11 protein-coding genes and 3 pseudogenes are annotated in these 17,304 nt (G+C 52.6%); 11 read left to right on the top strand and 3 right to left on the bottom strand.

Features of this window, described 5'->3' with window-relative positions; all coding sequences use genetic code 11:
* Positions 1–36: 36 nt before the first annotated feature.
* Positions 37–1,033, bottom strand: a pseudogene (kdgT, locus tag AAHB66_RS01615) (2-keto-3-deoxygluconate transporter).
* 655 nt (positions 1,034–1,688) lie between these two features.
* Between kdgT and proP the strand changes: the two are divergent.
* The 11 genes and pseudogenes from proP to AAHB66_RS01670 all read left to right on the top strand — a co-directional run bounded on the left by proP (position 1,689) and on the right by AAHB66_RS01670 (position 15,194).
* Entirely contained in the window at positions 1,689–3,191 is a 1,503-nt protein-coding gene (gene proP / locus AAHB66_RS01620; RefSeq protein WP_347114979.1) for a glycine betaine/L-proline transporter ProP, read from the top strand.
* Positions 3,192–3,508: 317 nt separating this feature from the next.
* Positions 3,509–4,924 carry an undecaprenyl-phosphate glucose phosphotransferase gene (locus AAHB66_RS01625; protein WP_347114980.1) on the top strand — a complete coding sequence of 472 codons (1,416 nt, stop codon included), beginning with the start codon at positions 3,509–3,511 and terminating at the stop codon, positions 4,922–4,924.
* Positions 4,914–6,200 carry an outer membrane beta-barrel protein gene (locus AAHB66_RS01630; RefSeq protein WP_347114981.1) on the top strand — a complete coding sequence of 429 codons (1,287 nt, stop codon included), beginning with the start codon at positions 4,914–4,916 and terminating at the stop codon, positions 6,198–6,200. The genes AAHB66_RS01625 and AAHB66_RS01630 overlap by 11 nt, the downstream gene beginning before the upstream one ends.
* A gap of 1 nt (position 6,201) precedes the next feature.
* Positions 6,202–6,759 (top strand): polysaccharide biosynthesis/export family protein, encoded by a 558-nt coding sequence (locus AAHB66_RS01635; protein ID WP_347114982.1) that lies wholly within the window; start codon positions 6,202–6,204, stop codon positions 6,757–6,759.
* A gap of 2 nt (positions 6,760–6,761) precedes the next feature.
* Positions 6,762–8,883: pseudogene (locus tag AAHB66_RS01640) on the top strand (polysaccharide biosynthesis tyrosine autokinase).
* Positions 8,880–10,091: a capsular biosynthesis protein gene (locus AAHB66_RS01645; protein ID WP_347114983.1), complete on the top strand. Its 1,212-nt coding sequence runs from the start codon at positions 8,880–8,882 to the stop codon at positions 10,089–10,091. The pseudogene AAHB66_RS01640 and the gene AAHB66_RS01645 overlap by 4 nt, the downstream one beginning before the upstream one ends.
* Positions 10,088–11,464, top strand: coding sequence for a capsular biosynthesis protein (locus AAHB66_RS01650; RefSeq protein ID WP_347114984.1), 1,377 nt, complete (start codon positions 10,088–10,090; stop codon positions 11,462–11,464). Before AAHB66_RS01645 ends, AAHB66_RS01650 begins: the two co-directional genes overlap by 4 nt.
* Positions 11,461–12,459, top strand: coding sequence for a glycosyltransferase (locus AAHB66_RS01655; RefSeq protein ID WP_347114985.1), 999 nt, complete (start codon positions 11,461–11,463; stop codon positions 12,457–12,459). Before AAHB66_RS01650 ends, AAHB66_RS01655 begins: the two co-directional genes overlap by 4 nt.
* Complete coding sequence (locus AAHB66_RS01660; RefSeq protein WP_347114986.1) at positions 12,459–13,670, top strand: glycosyltransferase family 4 protein; 1,212 nt, start codon at positions 12,459–12,461, stop codon at positions 13,668–13,670. Before AAHB66_RS01655 ends, AAHB66_RS01660 begins: the two co-directional genes overlap by 1 nt.
* A gap of 1 nt (position 13,671) precedes the next feature.
* Positions 13,672–14,784, top strand: coding sequence for a glycosyltransferase family 4 protein (locus tag AAHB66_RS01665; protein WP_347114987.1), 1,113 nt, complete (start codon positions 13,672–13,674; stop codon positions 14,782–14,784).
* A gap of 2 nt (positions 14,785–14,786) precedes the next feature.
* Positions 14,787–15,194 (top strand): hypothetical protein, encoded by a 408-nt coding sequence (locus AAHB66_RS01670; RefSeq protein WP_347114988.1) that lies wholly within the window; start codon positions 14,787–14,789, stop codon positions 15,192–15,194.
* Positions 15,195–15,244: 50 nt separating this feature from the next.
* On the opposite strand, the pseudogene galE reads toward AAHB66_RS01670, so the two are convergent.
* A pseudogene (gene galE / locus AAHB66_RS01675) lies at positions 15,245–16,256 on the bottom strand (UDP-glucose 4-epimerase GalE); the annotation flags it as partial.
* Positions 16,257–16,377: 121 nt separating this feature from the next.
* Positions 16,378–17,304: a hypothetical protein gene (locus tag AAHB66_RS01680; protein ID WP_347114989.1), complete on the bottom strand. Its 927-nt coding sequence runs from the start codon at positions 17,302–17,304 to the stop codon at positions 16,378–16,380.

Below are 17,304 nucleotides of genomic sequence, written 5' to 3' on the forward strand. Positions count from 1 at the left end.
CCCTCTCCCCGGATGGGGAGAGGGCCGATATAGTAATTAGTGGTGCAGTGATTCAACCGGGGTCTGTTCCGCAGTATTCGCCGGGACCTGGCCAAAGCGTCTGGCGTACAGCGCGGTAATAATCGGAACCAGAATCGCCGTCACGATGACGCTTGCAGCAACCAGCGCGGTAGCGGAAGCGGCAACCGGTTCGAACGCCGGGTTAATCTGGGCGATAATAACCGGGTTCGCCACGGCAGCACCCGCTGCGGACGAGGCGGCGACACCCGCAGTACCATTCCCTCCACCGATAACACGGTCAGCAATAATCAGCGGAATACCGGTGATGATGATCACCGCCACACCCAGCACGATACCCAGCAGGCCGGTATCCAGAATCACGTTCAGGTTGATGGTGTTACCCAGCGCGAAGCCGAAGAACGGGATCAGAACCGGGGTGGCTTTGCTGAAGAAGTCGCGCAGATCGTGGTCGAGGTTACCGAGAGCAAAACCGATCAGGAACGGCAGGACGGCGCCGACAAAGTGGTGTGGTTCAAAGGAGGCCAGACCGGCGGAGCCGAGGATCAGCATGGTCATCAGCGGGCCGGATTCCAGAGACATCAGAACGAAGGCGCCGGACTCTTCTTTGGTGCCGTACTGGTTCATCAGGCTGGCGTACAGGCCGCCGTTGGTCATGTCCATCGCAGAGACAATCGCCAGCACGGAGAGGCCTGCGAAGAAGCCGGTCTGAATCCCGTTTTCCGGAATAAACATGGCGCAAATCATCGCCACAACCCAGGCGACGGCAATTTTAGTAATCACCAGCGTACCGGATTTACGTAATACGGTGCCCGTCGCCCGTAAATTAATGGAGGCGCCGATACAGAAGAACCATACCGCCAGAATCGGAACTGTCCCGGTAATCATGCCTTTGGTGAATCCACCAAAATAGGCTCCGGTATTAGGTGCTAAGGTATTTAAAATTGCACCCAGTACCAGCGGAACCAGCATCATCCCCCCCGGGGATGCGTTCAATCGCGGCTTTAATCTTCATCATTAACCCTCACATCTCATCACGCATCGCCAGCGGACAAGTGATATTTGATAATCTAATGAATTCAACGAATTGTGACATGAAGGCGTCAGACGATTCGTCATTCATACAGCAGATATAACCAGTTTGGTTTTTTTAACCCTTCATCCGAAGGTCACCAGACTCGTTTTGACGGGCTTATGATGCGATCGTTGGAATGATGATTCAATGAAAATAAAACAGTGTTTTAGTTATCTCGATCACATATTTTACGGAAACACGTGATTCGCATCTTGATTAATAAAATGGCTGTGAACGCATTGTAAATAAATGTCGTTCTTTTTTGATTTCACAGCAAATAATAACGCCTGAAAGAGTATTTACAGGCGCAGGTATAAGAAACAACGCATTACGCGTTATTTACACTTTTGACACTTCTGGTAGAAAACTTAAAAATATATGTGAAGTTGATCACAAATATAAACGCTGGTAGGGTAAAGGCATCATTAACAGCCCAGACAGGCGTCACAGGTTCGGTTGTACCGCTCCGAAAGGTCAGTGTAAGTAAACCTGCTACGCTTGAGAAAGGAGAATGCGCATGAGGCGCTTCCCGGGTTCCACAGAGCGCCATTTTATGCGCTGTGGTGAGCGCTGGGCTTAGTCAACGAGGATAGCAATGCTGAAAAGGAAAAAAGTTAAACCGATCACCCTGCGCGACGTCACCATTATTGACGACGGTAAGCTGCGCAAAGCGATCACCGCCGCCTCGCTCGGTAATGCGATGGAATGGTTCGATTTTGGTGTGTATGGCTTTGTGGCCTATGCACTGGGTAAAGTCTTCTTCCCTGGTGCCGATCCCAGCGTGCAGATGATTGCCGCCCTCGGGACCTTCTCTGTTCCCTTCCTTATCCGCCCGTTAGGGGGTCTGTTCTTCGGGATGCTGGGGGACAAGTATGGCCGCCAGAAAATCCTCGCCATCACGATAGTCATTATGTCGGTCAGTACCTTCTGTATCGGCCTGATCCCGTCGTATGCGAGCATAGGCATCTGGGCACCGATCCTGCTGCTGCTGTGTAAGATGGCTCAGGGCTTCTCGGTCGGCGGTGAATATACCGGTGCGTCCATTTTTGTTGCCGAATACTCTCCGGACCGCAAGCGCGGCTTTATGGGCAGCTGGCTCGACTTCGGCTCTATTGCCGGGTTCGTGCTGGGTGCGGGCGTGGTTGTGCTGCTCTCCACCGTGGTGGGCGAAGAGAACTTCCTCTCCTGGGGCTGGCGTATTCCGTTCTTCCTGGCGCTGCCGCTGGGGCTTATTGGCCTCTATCTGCGTCACGCGTTAGAAGAGACCCCGGCGTTCCAGCAGCATGTCGATAAGCTGGAGCAGGGCGATCGCGAAGGTCTGCAGGATGGACCGAAAGTCTCGTTCAAAGAGATTGCCACCCGCCACTGGCGTAGCCTACTGACCTGTATTGGTCTGGTGATCTCCACCAACGTGACCTATTACATGCTGCTGACCTACATGCCGAGCTACCTGTCGCATAACCTGCATTACTCAGAAGATCACGGCGTGCTGATCATCATCGCCATTATGGTGGGGATGCTGTTTGTGCAGCCGATTATGGGTCTGCTGAGCGACCGCTTTGGACGTCGCCCGTTCATTATTTTCGGCAGTGTTGCGCTGTTCGTGCTGGCTATCCCGGCCTTCATGATGATTAACAGCGATGTGATCGGCCTGATTTTTGCCGGCCTGCTGATGCTGGCGGTGATCCTCAACTGCTTTATCGGCGTGATGGCCTCGACCCTGCCCGCGATGTTCCCGACGCACATCCGTTACAGCGCGCTGGCGGCGGCCTTTAACATCTCGGTACTGATTGCCGGTCTGACGCCAACGCTGGCGGCCTCACTGGTGGAGAGCACCCAGAACCTGATGATGCCTGCCTACTATCTGATGGTGATTGCGGTGATTGGTCTGATTACCGGCATTTACATGAAAGAGACGGCGAACCTGCCGCTGAAAGGGGCGACGCCTGCCGCGTCTGACCTTCAGGAAGCCAAAGAGATCCTGCGTGAGCATCACGACAACATTGAGCAGAAGATAGAAGATCTTGATGCTGAAATTGCCGAGCTGCAGGCGAAGCGTTCCCGACTGGTCGATCAACATCCCCGCATCAATGAGTAAATAAAAAAACCCGGCTCCGGCCGGGTTTTTTTTCATGCCCAAATGGAATCCAGCGAAAGTTTATTGGCGGTTTTATTGAATAGTGCTTACGCTGTATATAAGCGGATGTCTCTATAAAATCGACGCTTTCTTCTCTATAAGGGGTGTGTATGCTGAGTTTTACACCGACATAGATGTAAACGCACACATCACCTGGGATGCTGGCATTTTCTGTCACGTCTCTCTGCACGAAACAGCATTTTATTTTTTAAAACCTTTGCTAATGCAATTAGTACAAAAATAATAATACCAAATCTTAATTATAAGTAGGTCTGGACATGCTGAGAAATTCGCAAAAGATCACCCATGGAGGTTACTCGGTGTTTATTAAATTAATTGATTTCTTCTCAATTAATTTAATTTTAATACTGAGTGGTTGGGTATTGAAAATGGAGTCTTTCGATACTGTAATTTTGATCAGCTTATTGTACTCCACCGCCTTTTTGCTGTTTGGTGAATACACGCAGTGCTATCTTTATCGCCCTAAAAACAACAAGTTGCGTAATCAGCGACGGCTGTTTTTTACCGCTTTTTTAGCCATTCTTTTTATCGGTCTGGTGCGTCTGCTGGTCGGGAAATTATACGCCCTGGGCTACCTCAACTTTATCGACGTACGTAATATTCCTGCCATGCCGCTCTGGTATGCCGCGCCTGTCCCTTTTCTCTACGTTGTCCGCCTGATTATTTTCAAACTGTCGGCAAAAAAGAAAATACGGGTGGCTATTATCGGCATTACGGAAAACGGCCTTGCGGCCGAGCAGGCTCTGCGCCTGGAATACGCTGACGTGCAGCTGGACCTCGCCTTCTACGATGAGCGCGGCCCGGAGCGGCTCGGTGAACTGGCCACCAAAATTACCAGCCCCTATAACGGGCCGGTGATTAATCTGGTTGAGGAGGCCAAAGCCAGCAGGGTCGACGAAATCTATATTGCTCTGCCGATGGTGGCGCTGCAGCGCATCCGCCACTTTCTGGCGATGATGTCGGATACCACGGTGGATACCTATATCGTGCCGGATTTTTACGCCTACAGCACCAACACCTCCCAGATCCGGTCCATCCATAACCTGCAGACCATCGGTATCTTTACCTCTCCGCTGGACGGCGGTGGGTCGTTTATTAAACGCGCTGAAGATCTGGTGCTGGGCAGCGTGATTATGGTAATGATTGTGCTGTTAATGATCGCTATTGCCATCGGCATCAAACTCACTTCACGTGGGCCTGTTTTCTTCAAACAGGATCGCTATGGCCTGAGCGGGCAGAAGATTAAAGTCTGGAAGTTCCGGACGATGAAAGTCATGGAAAATACCGACACGGTGGTACAGGCGACACGAGACGATCCTCGGGTCACCCGCTTTGGCGCATTCTTACGCCGGACATCACTGGATGAGCTGCCGCAGTTCATTAATGTCATACAGGGGAATATGTCTATTGTCGGTCCACGGCCGCACGCTGTGGCGCACAACGAGCTTTACCGTAAGCAGGTCGAAAACTACATGATTCGCCATAAAGTAAAGCCTGGGATCACAGGTTTAGCGCAAATTAATGGCTATCGCGGCGAAATTGATGCGCTATACAAAATGGAAAAGCGAGTCCAGTACGACATTGAATATATTCAGAACTGGTCCTTTTGGTTAGATATAAAAATCATCATTAAAACCATTTTTAAGGGATTTGTTGGTAAGAATGCATACTAAAATTATTATTATCGCTGGGATTATGGCGTCTCCGGTCGCTCTGGCAGAATTAACACCAAAATCACACATCGGCTGGGCAGGTATCGACTTTCAGAGCAACGTCGGTGTGGATTATGGCCGTAACGATAACGTGACCTTCCAGCCTCACGACAGCGACGCGAAAAGCTCCGACTTCCAGGGGCTCAAGCCCGTCTTGTCCATGAACGGCGAGCGCGGCCAGGATAAGTATCTGCTGATGTACTCCGGGGATTATCGCCACTACTCCAGCGATTCTACCGATGATTACGACGATCATTTTTTCCGCTTCAAAGGCGACTGGCGTTTTGGTCAGATGCATGGCCTGACCCTGAACCTGGAAGATACGCTCGGCCATGAGGAGCGCGGGCGCGGGGTGACGGAAGGGTTCCTGCCGGAACAGTTCCGCGAATTTGGCGTCACGTCACCCTTAACCACCAATCTGTTCAATAGCGAGCTACGCTATAGTTATGGTGCACCGGACGGACGAGGAAGGGCAGACCTGGCGTTAATGCACCGCAAGTGGACCTTTGGCAATACCGGTCAGGTTGAAAACCAGGATGAGGACTTCGCGCAATATATCCGCGAGCAGGAGTGGACCGAAAATACCCTGATTGCAGAAATTTTCGATCAATACACATCCAAGACGCGTTTTCGCTATAGTTTTATTACCAACCAGTTTCATTACGACCATGCATCCGAGAAAGATAGTAATGAATACTATTTGCGTTACGGAATACAGTCGCAGCTGACGGGTAAAACGAACGTTGATATGAACGTATCGTGGCTCTATAAAACCTTTGAAAATAACCCCGGCTCGAAGGATTTCAACGGGATCAACTGGGATATTCTGGGTGAATGGCGGCCTCTTGAACAGGCACTGTTTACGTTAAGAACATCACAAAGTATTAAGGATCCTTCCGAAGCGGGAGGATATAATTTAGTAACGGAATACGGAATTTCATACAAACATTTGTGGATGAACAACCGATTAACGACGTTGCTTGATTACGCATACATTACCGAAGACTACAAAGATCAGGACAAGGACCGTCACGACAAGAATGGCGTGTTTTCATTTATCGTAGGTTATGACCTCACACCATCGATTAACTTTGGTGTGGAATATCATCTTGATACGCTTAAGTCTAATAAAGATACGGATACGTTCACCATTGGCCCCAACGACGATCGCGTAGTGACTGAAACGTTGGGCTATGATCAATCTTTGATTATGCTTACAGCTAAGGTTCAGATTTAAAATGAAAATAATGAAACTGTGCGCGTTTTTACTCCTCAGCGTTGTTTTTGCCGGCTGCAAATCACCGCAGCCGACGTTAATGGACAATAGCGTGGTTGATACAGCAAATTATTTACTGGGCTCCGGCGATACCGTCAACATTAACGTTGCCGGTCAACCTGACCTGACCATGAAAGTAGTACTTGATAATAGTGGGGCTATTAATTATCCCTATATTGGCAAGCTGGATTTAAAAGGCAAAACCGCAAGTCAGGTCGATGCAGAGATTACGCAACGCCTGCGTAAAGGTTTTGTGCTTAATCCTATGGTGACGGTCAATATCGCCGAATTCCGTAAGTTCTATATCTCTGGTGAAGTTGAGAACCCAAATGGCTATTCCTATGAGCCAGGCCTGACCGTGGAAAAAGCCATTGCCCTTGCGGGTGGCTATACCGACCGGGCAGACCGTTCGGATCTCAATATTCGTCAGTCATCCACCGGTGAGTTACTCGAAAATGTTGATGTTACCCATTCCGTTCTCCCGGGCGATCTCGTAATTATTGGCATAGGGTTCTTCTGACCATGAAACTATCAATAGTGGAAAATGGCAAAAAGCGAGAAAGCGCTATCGATATCGCCAGATTTGCCAGAGAAATTAAAAAGAACTCCTGGAAAATCGTTCTCTCCGGCGTGATTGCCGGGGCGATTGCCTGGCCATTAATGAGTTTGATGTCATCGAAGTATGTATCCACCGCCACGGTACTGATTAAAGCTCAGCCGGACAACGTTTCACCATTCCAGAGGGTGGAAGGCTATGACTCCACCCGTAACGGATACTACGAAACGCAAAATGCGCTGATGCAATCGCGCGTGGTGCTTGAGCAGGCCATTCGCACCCTGAAACTCGATCAAAACCCCGCCTTTAACGGCGAGGGTTCTGGCAGTGGCCCTGCCCCTGAGAACGAACAGCAGAGGGTTGATAATGCCCTGAAAACGCTGCTGAAAGATCTCACAATTAACAACGTGCGTACCACCCATTTGTCCACCGTCTCCTATGAGTCCACCTCTCCACAGCTGGCGGCGGATGTTGCCAACGGCGTGGCGGAGTCGTTTATCAACTACACCCTGTCGCTCAAGCAGCAAAAAACGGCGAAGGCGAGGGAAGATAACCAGCAGAAGCTGCAGGACCTTCAGAAGCAAATGGTCCAACAAAAGACCGCGCTGGACAGCTATCTGGCGAAAGAGGGGCTGTTGACCTTCCGTGGCGTTGATGGTTTTGAAACGGAGCAGATGGGCATTATCACCAACCGCCTGGCGAATGCGACCGAGCGTCGGGTGGCGGCTGAATCGCTCTATAACGAGGTGCGTTCCGGCAGGGGGGAACGTTATCTCACTGCCGTCGATTTCAAATCATGCCCAGATCCAGGATTTACGCATTGCGCTTATCCAGGCGAACAGCGAGCTTTCCCAACTGGAGAAATCCTACGGACCGCAGCATGACAAAGTGATACAAGCCCGGGCGCATGTTAATGCGATCCAGGCGCAAACGGCGATGACGCTCAGAGAGCAGCAGGCCGGATTACGCCAGAGCTACGAGGCGGCGCTGGCGGACGAAAAAAATTACCAGAAGCAGCTGGAAGAACAGAAGGCGAACTTCCAGAAGCTGTCCATGAAGCGTGATGGCTACAATGACCTGAAGCTGGCGCTGGATAAAACGGAAGAGATGTACAAGATGGCCTATCAGCGCACGCAGGAGCTGACCTTACCCGGCTCTTATTCCGATGCTGATGCGGAGATCTACGATCCTGCCGTGCCCGCCGCGCTGCCGGCAAAACCGAATAAGCCGCTGCTGATGCTGATGGTTGTGCTGCTGGTGATGCTCTTCTACGTGATGTACATCATGGTGAAAACGGCCACCGACAAATCGGTCAACACCCTCAGCCAGATGCAAAAACGGCTCAATCTGGTGCCGCTGGGTGAGATCCGCCGCTTTAAGGGCGTGGGCGGACGCGGCAAAATCCGCGACCTCATCACCAGCGACCCGCTGAATGCCGACGTCATTCACGGCATGCGCACGCAAATCATGCTGAGCAGTCACCCGCTGCAGGTGATTGCCGTTACGTCGGCGGAAGCCGGGGAGGGGCGTACCCTGCTGGCGAACCTGCTGGCGAACTCCTTCAGCTTTGACCAGAAAACGCTGCTGATCGATATGGACTTCTTCAACAACGATGGGCTGTCGGGCGAGCTGGGTTCACCTAAGGCGCCGGGCGTGGCGGAAGTGCTGCGCGGTGAGGGCGTGACCGAGAACGTGCTGGTGAAGATGAGCGACAATCTCGACTTCCTGCCGCGCGGCAATACGCCGGTCTCGGCGCTGCTGCTGCTGTCCCCTGAACGGCTGAAACCACTGATTGATTCCCTGCGCAGCCGTTACCAGCGCATCATCATCGATATGGCGGCGGTGAATCAGAGCCAGGAAGTGCAGCTGGTGAGCGAGGCGACGGACGGTCTGATCTTCGTCCTGAAAGCGGGCCTGAACTCTGCCGACACCATTGGACCGGCTATTGAGAAAGCGACCAACGATCGCACCGTACTGATCGGCGGCGTGCTGAATCAGGTGGTGGATAAAAATCTGGAGAGCAAAGAGGGGCTGCGTTCACTCAACTACCATACCCATGAACTGATGAATAACACAGGCCGGGCATGAGTCTGCTCAGGAGCGCGTCCACGATCGCCGGGTCATCAGTCATTTCACAGCTGATTGGTGCCCTGTCGATCTGGCTTATTTCGCATAAGTACGATCTTGGCGAGGTGGGGCTCTACGCGCTCAACTACAGTATTGCCCTGATCGGGGCGCAGGTCTGTACCTTTGCCTCGCAGCTGTTGATCCCCAGGCAACCGGATGACGAGCTGGCCCAGAACGTGGTGTTTTGTCTGCTGCAAAGCCTGACGATCGCCGTTCCTTATGCCGTGCTGACGGGCTGGCTGTTTCATCAGAATATGCTCTTCCTCTACCTGCTCACGCTCTCGAATACCTGGGTGCTGGTGGCAGAAAACCTGTCGCTGCGGACGGCAAACTTTCGCTTTCTGGTGGTCCAGCGTATCTCCGTCTCGGTGGTGGTGGTGGTGTCTGTCCTGCTCACGAACCAGGTGATGGCGTTTTACTGGATGTGGGCGATCCTGATGATGGCGCTGACCAGCGTCTGCATCCTGCGGGCATTTGATATTCGCACCGTCACCCTGCATCACCTGCAGCCCTCCAGCAACCTGGCGTTCCTGAAGAAGAATATTCACCACGTCACCAAGGTGGGCAGTGCCGAAGTGCTGGCGATGGCGAGCAATAACCTGCCGATTATGCTAATCAACTTCTGGTTCTCGGCCTTAACGGCGGGCTACTTCTCGGTGGTCAGCCGCTTCTGCCTGGCCCCGGTGGTGATTATTGGCAATGCGGTGCGCAATACCATTTTCTCTAAATGGTCGATTGATTTCAGAAACAACGTCTTCAACTACGAAGAGTACACAAAGGTCCGTCTGCTGCTGCTGGTGCTGGGCGTGGTCTGCACCCTGGGCGTATTTATCTTCTATCCGATTGTGATGAATCTGGGGTTCAGCGAGGAGTGGATCGCCTCCGTGCCGACCTCGCGCTACATGCTGCCGTACCTGTTCCCGGCGCTGGCGGTCTGTCCGCTGACGGTGATTGAGCTGATTTTCGGTTCGCATCGCTATTTCCTGCGGATCCAGCTTGAGCAACTGGCGATCGTGGCGATCGCGTTTGTCGCTGTACCGTATTTCTACAATGACTACGCGACCTCCATCATCTTATTTTCGATTCTGACGTTCATTCGCTACGCCTTCATCTACCTGAAGGTGAATAAGCGCGCCGACATTCTGAAAAACGGGTCAGTGGCATCATGAATCTTAATACCGGACATTACTTACAAACGTTCACCCTGCTGACCCTCATCTTCATCGGGCTGGTGCAGTACTTCACCGGTGAACTGACGGTGCTGTGGCTCCCCTTCTTCATGACCATGCTGATGACCGGTTTCCTGGTGCTGCAGACCCGTTATGAACCCGTGCGGCTGGATGCTCAGGAAGCCATTGTTCTGACGCTGTATCTCTCCTTTATCGTGCTGGCGGGTATTTCGACCCTGTTTCAGGGCGGGGCGTTGATTACCCTTATCGGGTTCAAGAATGAGATAGCGCTGTCGCTGGTGATGCTCTGCCTGCTGCTGGGGTTCTGCCGGGAATCACAGATCTATCAGGTGACGCGTGGCCTGTACTGGATTTTTTATATCCAGTTCCCGGTAGCGCTGTACCAGCTTATCTTTGTCGTACCGCAACGCGTGGCGTTGCGCGGCGAAGAGGAAAAATGGGACTCCGTGGTGGGGACATTCGGCGGCGACCCGATGGGCGGGGGTAACACCGCCGCGATGGGGTTGTTCTGTCTGCTGATCATGCTGCTAAAAGTCTCGGAGTATAAGCATGGGCTGACCAGCTTTAAAAACATGGCGCTGCATATCATGCTGGGTTTTGTGATGTGCATTATCGGTGAAGTGAAGTTCGTGATCCTGCTGTCGCCGCTGCTGCTGGCCTGGGTGTGGATTATGCCCTCCTGGGTCAAGGAGGCGAGTAAGGTCAACTTAGCCGTGCTGCTCTCCATTGTGGTGGCGATGGTGCTGCTCATCGGGCTGGCCATCGTCATCCTGGCCTACAGCTATACGGCAGCCTATGGCATCGACATGTCGGAAAACCCGTTCACCGTCTTCTTTGACTCCCTGAGCTATATTTTTGACCCGAACTTCATCCTGCCTGGCGGGGAGATAGGACGTTTCACCACCCTGACGTTCTGGTTACAGCATAACGATCTGTCGGGCTTGCCGGGCACGCTGTTCGGCTACGGGCTGAATGCCACCAACAGCGGTAGCTTCCTCTCCCCGGGCTTCCTGAACCAGGTCTACAACCTGACCCTCGATAGTACCGCCCTGAGTATGCTGTTATGGGAGGTGGGTCTGGTGGGAACCCTCATCTTTATCGGGCTGTTTATTTATATTCTGAAGGTGGTTCAGCCTGAACCGCTGTTGTCGATTGACCAGATTGATAAGCAGGATCTCCAGCTCCTGAGCTTTGCGCCGGCCTTTAATGTGTTTTCAATCGCCTGTCTGCTCAGTATTCCCTACAGCCAGATCCTGATGATCGTGCCCATGCTGCAATTCCTGTTCTATTTATCTTTAGGTTCCAGCTTAATTATTCGCCGGACCGTACGCCGTTATACGGGGCTCTATTGATGTATAAACCGTTTATTACTGTAAGTATCAAGACCTTTAACGAAGCCGAATGTATTGAAAAAACCATCGACAGCATTCGCAGCCAGATCGGTGAATATCCGCATAAGATTATTGTTGCTGATAGTCTGTCAACGGATAACACCCAGCAGCTGGCCAGCGATAAAGGGGTGGTAGTGGTGTCGTTAACCGAACCGGCAGACCGCTGCTGCGGCGTCGGACATCAGCTGGGCTACCTTCACAGCGAAGGGGAGTTCATTCTGCTGATGGATGGCGATATGGAGCTGGAGCCCGGTTTTATCGATCATGCGGTGGCGTTTCTGCAGAGCAACCCGACGTACGCGGGCGTAGCCGGTACGGTGGAGATGGATGGCGCCTCAAACTATGAATTTACCTCCCGCAAGCAGCGCATCAATAAAATCTACCCGCTGGGCGACAGCGACCATCTGGGCGGCGGCGGCCTGTACCGTCTGTCAGCGATTGCCGATATCGGCTACCTGACCAACCGCAGCCTGCACGCCTATGAAGAGGCGGAGTTAGGCATTCGCCTGCTGGCCGCAGGCTATAAGCTGCATCGCCTGAACGTGCCCTATTTCCGGCATACCTCCTATACGATGCCGACCTTCCGGATGCTGCGCTATCGCTGGAAGAGCGGCTTCCATCAGGCGCCCGGTGAACTGCTGCGCAGCGCCTGGGGTAAACCCTGGTTCCGCGATGCGCTGATGCTGGTGAAAAACGAAGTGATCTTTGCGAGTTATATCATCCTCGTGCTGATTGCGTTCTTTACCTTCGACGTCAGCCTGATTGATATCGCCCTGCTGCCGCTGCTGGCCTTTATCCTGCTAAAAACCATTCAGAACCGCTCATTAAAAAACGGCCTGAACAGTGTGATCAACCTTGCCGTACTCTCTGCCGGGCTGGTGAAAGGTCTTTTCCACCCGCAGCGCGATCCCCGGATTCCGCCGGACAATAAAGTTATTCATGAACAGGTAGAGTAATGAAAGTCTTACTGGTGAATAAGTTCTTCTTTATCAAGGGAGGAGCGGAGACGGTCTATTTTCAGGAACGCCATATGCTGAAAGAGGCCGGCGTGGAGGTGATCGACTTCTCCATGCAGCATGAGAAGAACTTTCCGTCTGACTATGCCGACTACTTCGTCAGCAATGTCGATTATCACAAAGAGGGTGGATTGCTGGCGGGGGTGAAGACCGCCATCAGCTTTATTCACAACCGGGAGGCCTGTAAAAAAATGCAGGCGCTGCTGGAGCAGACGCGCCCGGAGATCGTCCATTTCCACAACATCTATCACCAGCTGACGCCGGCCCTGATCAAGGTCGCCCGGGATTTCGGCTGTAAGACCGTCTTAACCGCCCACGACTATAAGATTATGTGCCCGTCGTACTCGATGCTGCGTGACGGCAAGGTGTGCGATGCCTGCGTTACGGGCAGCGTGTTTAATGCGTTTCGCTATCGCTGCCAGGAGGGCTCGGCGTTGAAGAGCCTGCTGCTGTCATTAGAGGCGACCTGGCAGTACATCGCCCAGAATTATCAGGCGCTGGACGTGATTGTCTCCCCGAGCGAGTTTCTGCGTAACGAGCTGAAACGCTCCCTGCCGGACTCCCGCATCGATGTGATTGTGAACGGTATCGACGACAGCCACACGCCGGAGGCGGGTGCGGATCAGGGTTATCTGCTGTACGTCGGGCGTCTGAGCCGGGAGAAAGGGGTTCCCACCCTGACCCGGGCGCACCAGTTAATGCGCAATAAAATGCCGTTAAAAATCGTCGGCCACGGGCCACTGTATGACGAGATGGTGGTGGACTTCCCCAATGCGGAGTTCCTTGGCTATGTGCAGCAGGGTCCGGCGCTGGATGCGCTGATTCAGAACGCGCGGGCCGTGGTGCTGCCGTCAGAGTGTTATGAAAACTGCTCCATGTCGGTGCTGGAGGCGATGTCGTTCGCCCGGGCAGTGGTGGGGGCCCGCATTGGCGGGATCCCGGAGCAGGTACGTCACGGTGTGGAAGGATTGCTGTTCGAACCTGGCAACGCTCAGGATCTGGCCGATGCGCTGGACGTGATGGCGGAAAACCCGGAGCAGGCCCATGAGATGGGGCTGAAAGGCCGGGTACGGCTTTGCCAGAAATACTCACTGCGCAAGCACATGGAAACGTTGCAGTCGCTCTATCGCGAGCTGCTCGACAGGCCATAACATGTCAAAAAAAATCACGGTATTGGGTACACGCGGCATCCCCGATGTATTAGGCGGCGTCGAAACCCATTGTCAGAATCTGTACCCGGCTATCCGGCAGCAATATGACGTGGAGATTTGCGTGATTGCCCGGTCACCCTATGTTCCTTACCGGCGTTCGAGCTATAAAAACGTCGAGACGCTGGCGCTCTGGGCGCCGAAAAAACGCAGTTTCGAAGCCATTGTGCACTCTGTTATTGCGGCGTTGAGGACATTCGTTGACCGATCCGATATTGTGCATGTTCACGCCATCGGACCCGGCCTCGTGGTACCGCTGTTACGCCTGTTGGGTAAACGCGTGGTCTTTACCCATCATGGACCGGACTACGAGCGCCAGAAGTGGGGCAGGATGGCGAAAAAAATTCTGATGCTCGGCGAGAAAGTGGCGGTGAAGTATGCCAACGAAGTGATTGTGATCTCTGAGGTCATCAATCAGCTGATCCAGCAGAAATACCATCGCTACAATGCGCACCTGGTTTATAACGGTGTTAACGTGCCGGAGAAGCTGGCTGACGAGACGATCGACAGGATCCTCGGGCGTTATGAGCTGCATGCCGGGCGTTATATCGTAATGGTCGGTCGGTTCGTTGAAGAGAAGGGGATGCACGATGCGATCGCCGCTTACAAGCGATCGGGCCTGACCCTGCCGCTGGTATTGGTCGGGGATGCGGATCATGACACGGAGTACAGCATACACCTGAAACAGCTGGCGTTTCAGACGCCTGGCGTCGTCATGACCGGCTTTTTAAAAGGTGAGGAGCTGCAGGTCGTCTTCTCTCAGGCCTCGCTGTTTGTGATGCCTTCGTACCATGAGGGATTACCCATTGCGCTGCTGGAGGCGATGTCGTTTTCGCTGCCGGTGGTGGTGAGCGATATTTTGCCGAACCTTGAGGTCGGCTTACCGGCAGAGACCAGTTTTAAGCTGGGTGATGTTGCTGATTTGGCAGATAAAATGTCCAGATGGGCGGACTCACCCCGGATTGATTACGGCGATTTTCTGCAGCGTTACAACTGGGATGAGATCGCCCGAAAGACCGTGTCCATTTACCATAGATTAGATAAAACAATAGGTTAAAATTGACCAGTAACACCAGAAACCCGATTGTTATCGATCGTTTTTATGAAGTGCTTGATAAGGACGTTAGCGCCCAGCTGACCCCGGAGCAAAAAGAGGAGATCGAGAGCGCTATCGTCTCGATTACTCTGGCATCGCGGCACCGGATCGATATCCGTAAAAGTTTTCCTTTCTTCGGCAAACGCCTCTATATGGTGTTCTTACTGGGACGGGATCTGCGCTCGCGCTCGCGCCCGGAGTCAAAGCTGTCGCGGATCGTGGTGACGTTTCTTATCCTGTTCGCCACGCTGTTCCTGCTCTGTTGCGTGCTGCTGACGCTCTATATGATCAAGTCCGCGCTGGGAATCGACGTTTTCCAGCATTTCCACGTCGGGATTTGGGACTGGTGGCTCAACCTGAAATACCAGTGACGAGCAGGTGCCGGATGACGGCACCTGTTTACCTTGCCGGGGCTCAGGCGTTGTAGCCCCCCGGGATTGTTCTTCTGCCAGTTCCAGGCGTCGCGCATCATCTCCTCCAGGTTGCGCGTGGCCTGCCATCCCAGCTGCTGGCGCGCCAGCGAGGAATCCGACCAGCACTCTGCCACGTCGCCGGAGCGTCTGCCGACAATCCGGTAGTTGATTTTGGTCTGCGCGGCTTTTTCAAAGGCCTTGATCAGGTCCATCACCGAATAGCCCACCCCGGTACCGAGATTGATGGCCTTAAATGCCTCGCCGTCGTCTTTATGGTCCAGCGCGGCCAGGTGGCCGTGGGCAAGATCCATGACGTGAATATAGTCCCGCACGCCGGTGCCGTCCGGCGTCGGATAGTCATCACCAAAGACGGTCAGACACGCCAGCTTGCCGATGGCCACCTGAGAGATATAGGGCACCAGGTTATTCGGAATACCGTTCGGATCTTCCCCCCAGCCGCCCGGAGGGGTGCGCGCCAGCGGGATTGAAATAGCGCAGGCAGGTGATCCTGAAGTGCGGTTCGGCCACGGAGAAGTCACGTAAAATATGCTCTACCATCAGCTTGGAGGTACCGTACGGATTGGTGGTCCCGCCGGTGCGCGACTGTTCGCTTAAAGGAACCGATTCGGGGTTGCCATATACCGTGGCCGATGAGCTGAAAATAAGGCTGTGCACCCCCGCACGCTGCATTTCATCCATCAGCACCATGGTCCCGACGACATTATTTTCATAATAGGCGAGAGGCTTCGCAATGGACTCTGAAACGGATTTAAGACCGGCGAAGTGGATAACATCGGTAATGTTATGTTGTGTGAAAAGCGTTTTTAACGCGTCGCGATCCAGAATATCAGCGATGCAGACCACCGGCTGTTTGCCCGTTAATTCTGCGACCCGGATTAATGACTCCTGTGAGGCATTAGAGAGGTTATCGATGACGACGACATCTTCACCTCTCTCCAGTAATGCCAGCACCGTATGTGAACCAATATAGCCTGCGCCACCTGTAACCAGAATTGCCATAATAAATCTCCCAAAAAGCCATCGCCGTCCGGCACCAGGAGGTGCCAGAGCAGAGATGCGCTTTCGTAGTGTTTTATTTTGCCGCTCTGGTTAGCGTAGTGTGAGTTCCCGATATTGTCACTTAGTTAAACAGCCGCTTACGGTGGCTAACCATAATTTTATACGTCAGCTTTTTAAGCGTGGAGAGCAGGCTGAACGTCAGGTGTTTGGTATCGTAGACAATATAGTTGTCGGTAAAGTTTAAGGTGTGAATACCGTCACTGTTATTAATCGACGCGCTTATTCTCCCCACCAGTTTCTCCTGATACTTATTCGGAGTCAGGCTGGTCAATTCTTTGATGAAGATGGATTTACCGTATACCTCAGGATTACACTCCTGGGTAAAGAGGTAGGTTTTGTTGTTGACCGAGTACGGCTTGCCGGCCCCGCGGAAATGCACGTTGCAGACATCGAGGTTCGGGGAGATCAGCTTCCAGTCGCCAAGAATGCCCTCTGAGGTGTGAATAACCAGCTCGTTATCCATGTTGGTTGAGACCAGATAGCTGACGCCATTCAACTCAAAAACCACGTTATCCGTGACGGCCATATCAGAGACCAGCACTTTGACCTTTTCCCAGCGTGCGGGGAAATCGACGGACTGGAACAGAATCACCTCTTTGCGTTCTGACGACTCCGGGATCATGAACAGTTTCCCGTCGAGCTGGAACAGGAACGGGAACGAGAGGTGACATTTTAAGTCATCAAATCCTTCCAGCTTCACGTCATCAATCTCTTCAAGATCTTTATTGAGGATGCGGCAGCGCAGCACCCCCTTCGAGTTAAGAAAGGAAAACGCTTCATAAAAAACATACAGCAGATCGTCTTTATCAATAATAAAAGGATCGGCCTGGAAGATATATTTTTTATCAAGCTGCTGTGCTTTGGAGTTTCTAAGGATATCCAACGTGTTTTCCGGGAAAACGTGCTGGCCATTGCTGTTAATGACCATGATATCCCAGGACTCATGGAAGAACAGCTTTTTGATTATCCTGTTATTTTTATTAAACAT

Source organism: Leclercia sp. S52 (genome assembly GCF_039727615.1).
GTDB classification, from domain to species: domain Bacteria; phylum Pseudomonadota; class Gammaproteobacteria; order Enterobacterales; family Enterobacteriaceae; genus Enterobacter; species Enterobacter adecarboxylatus_B.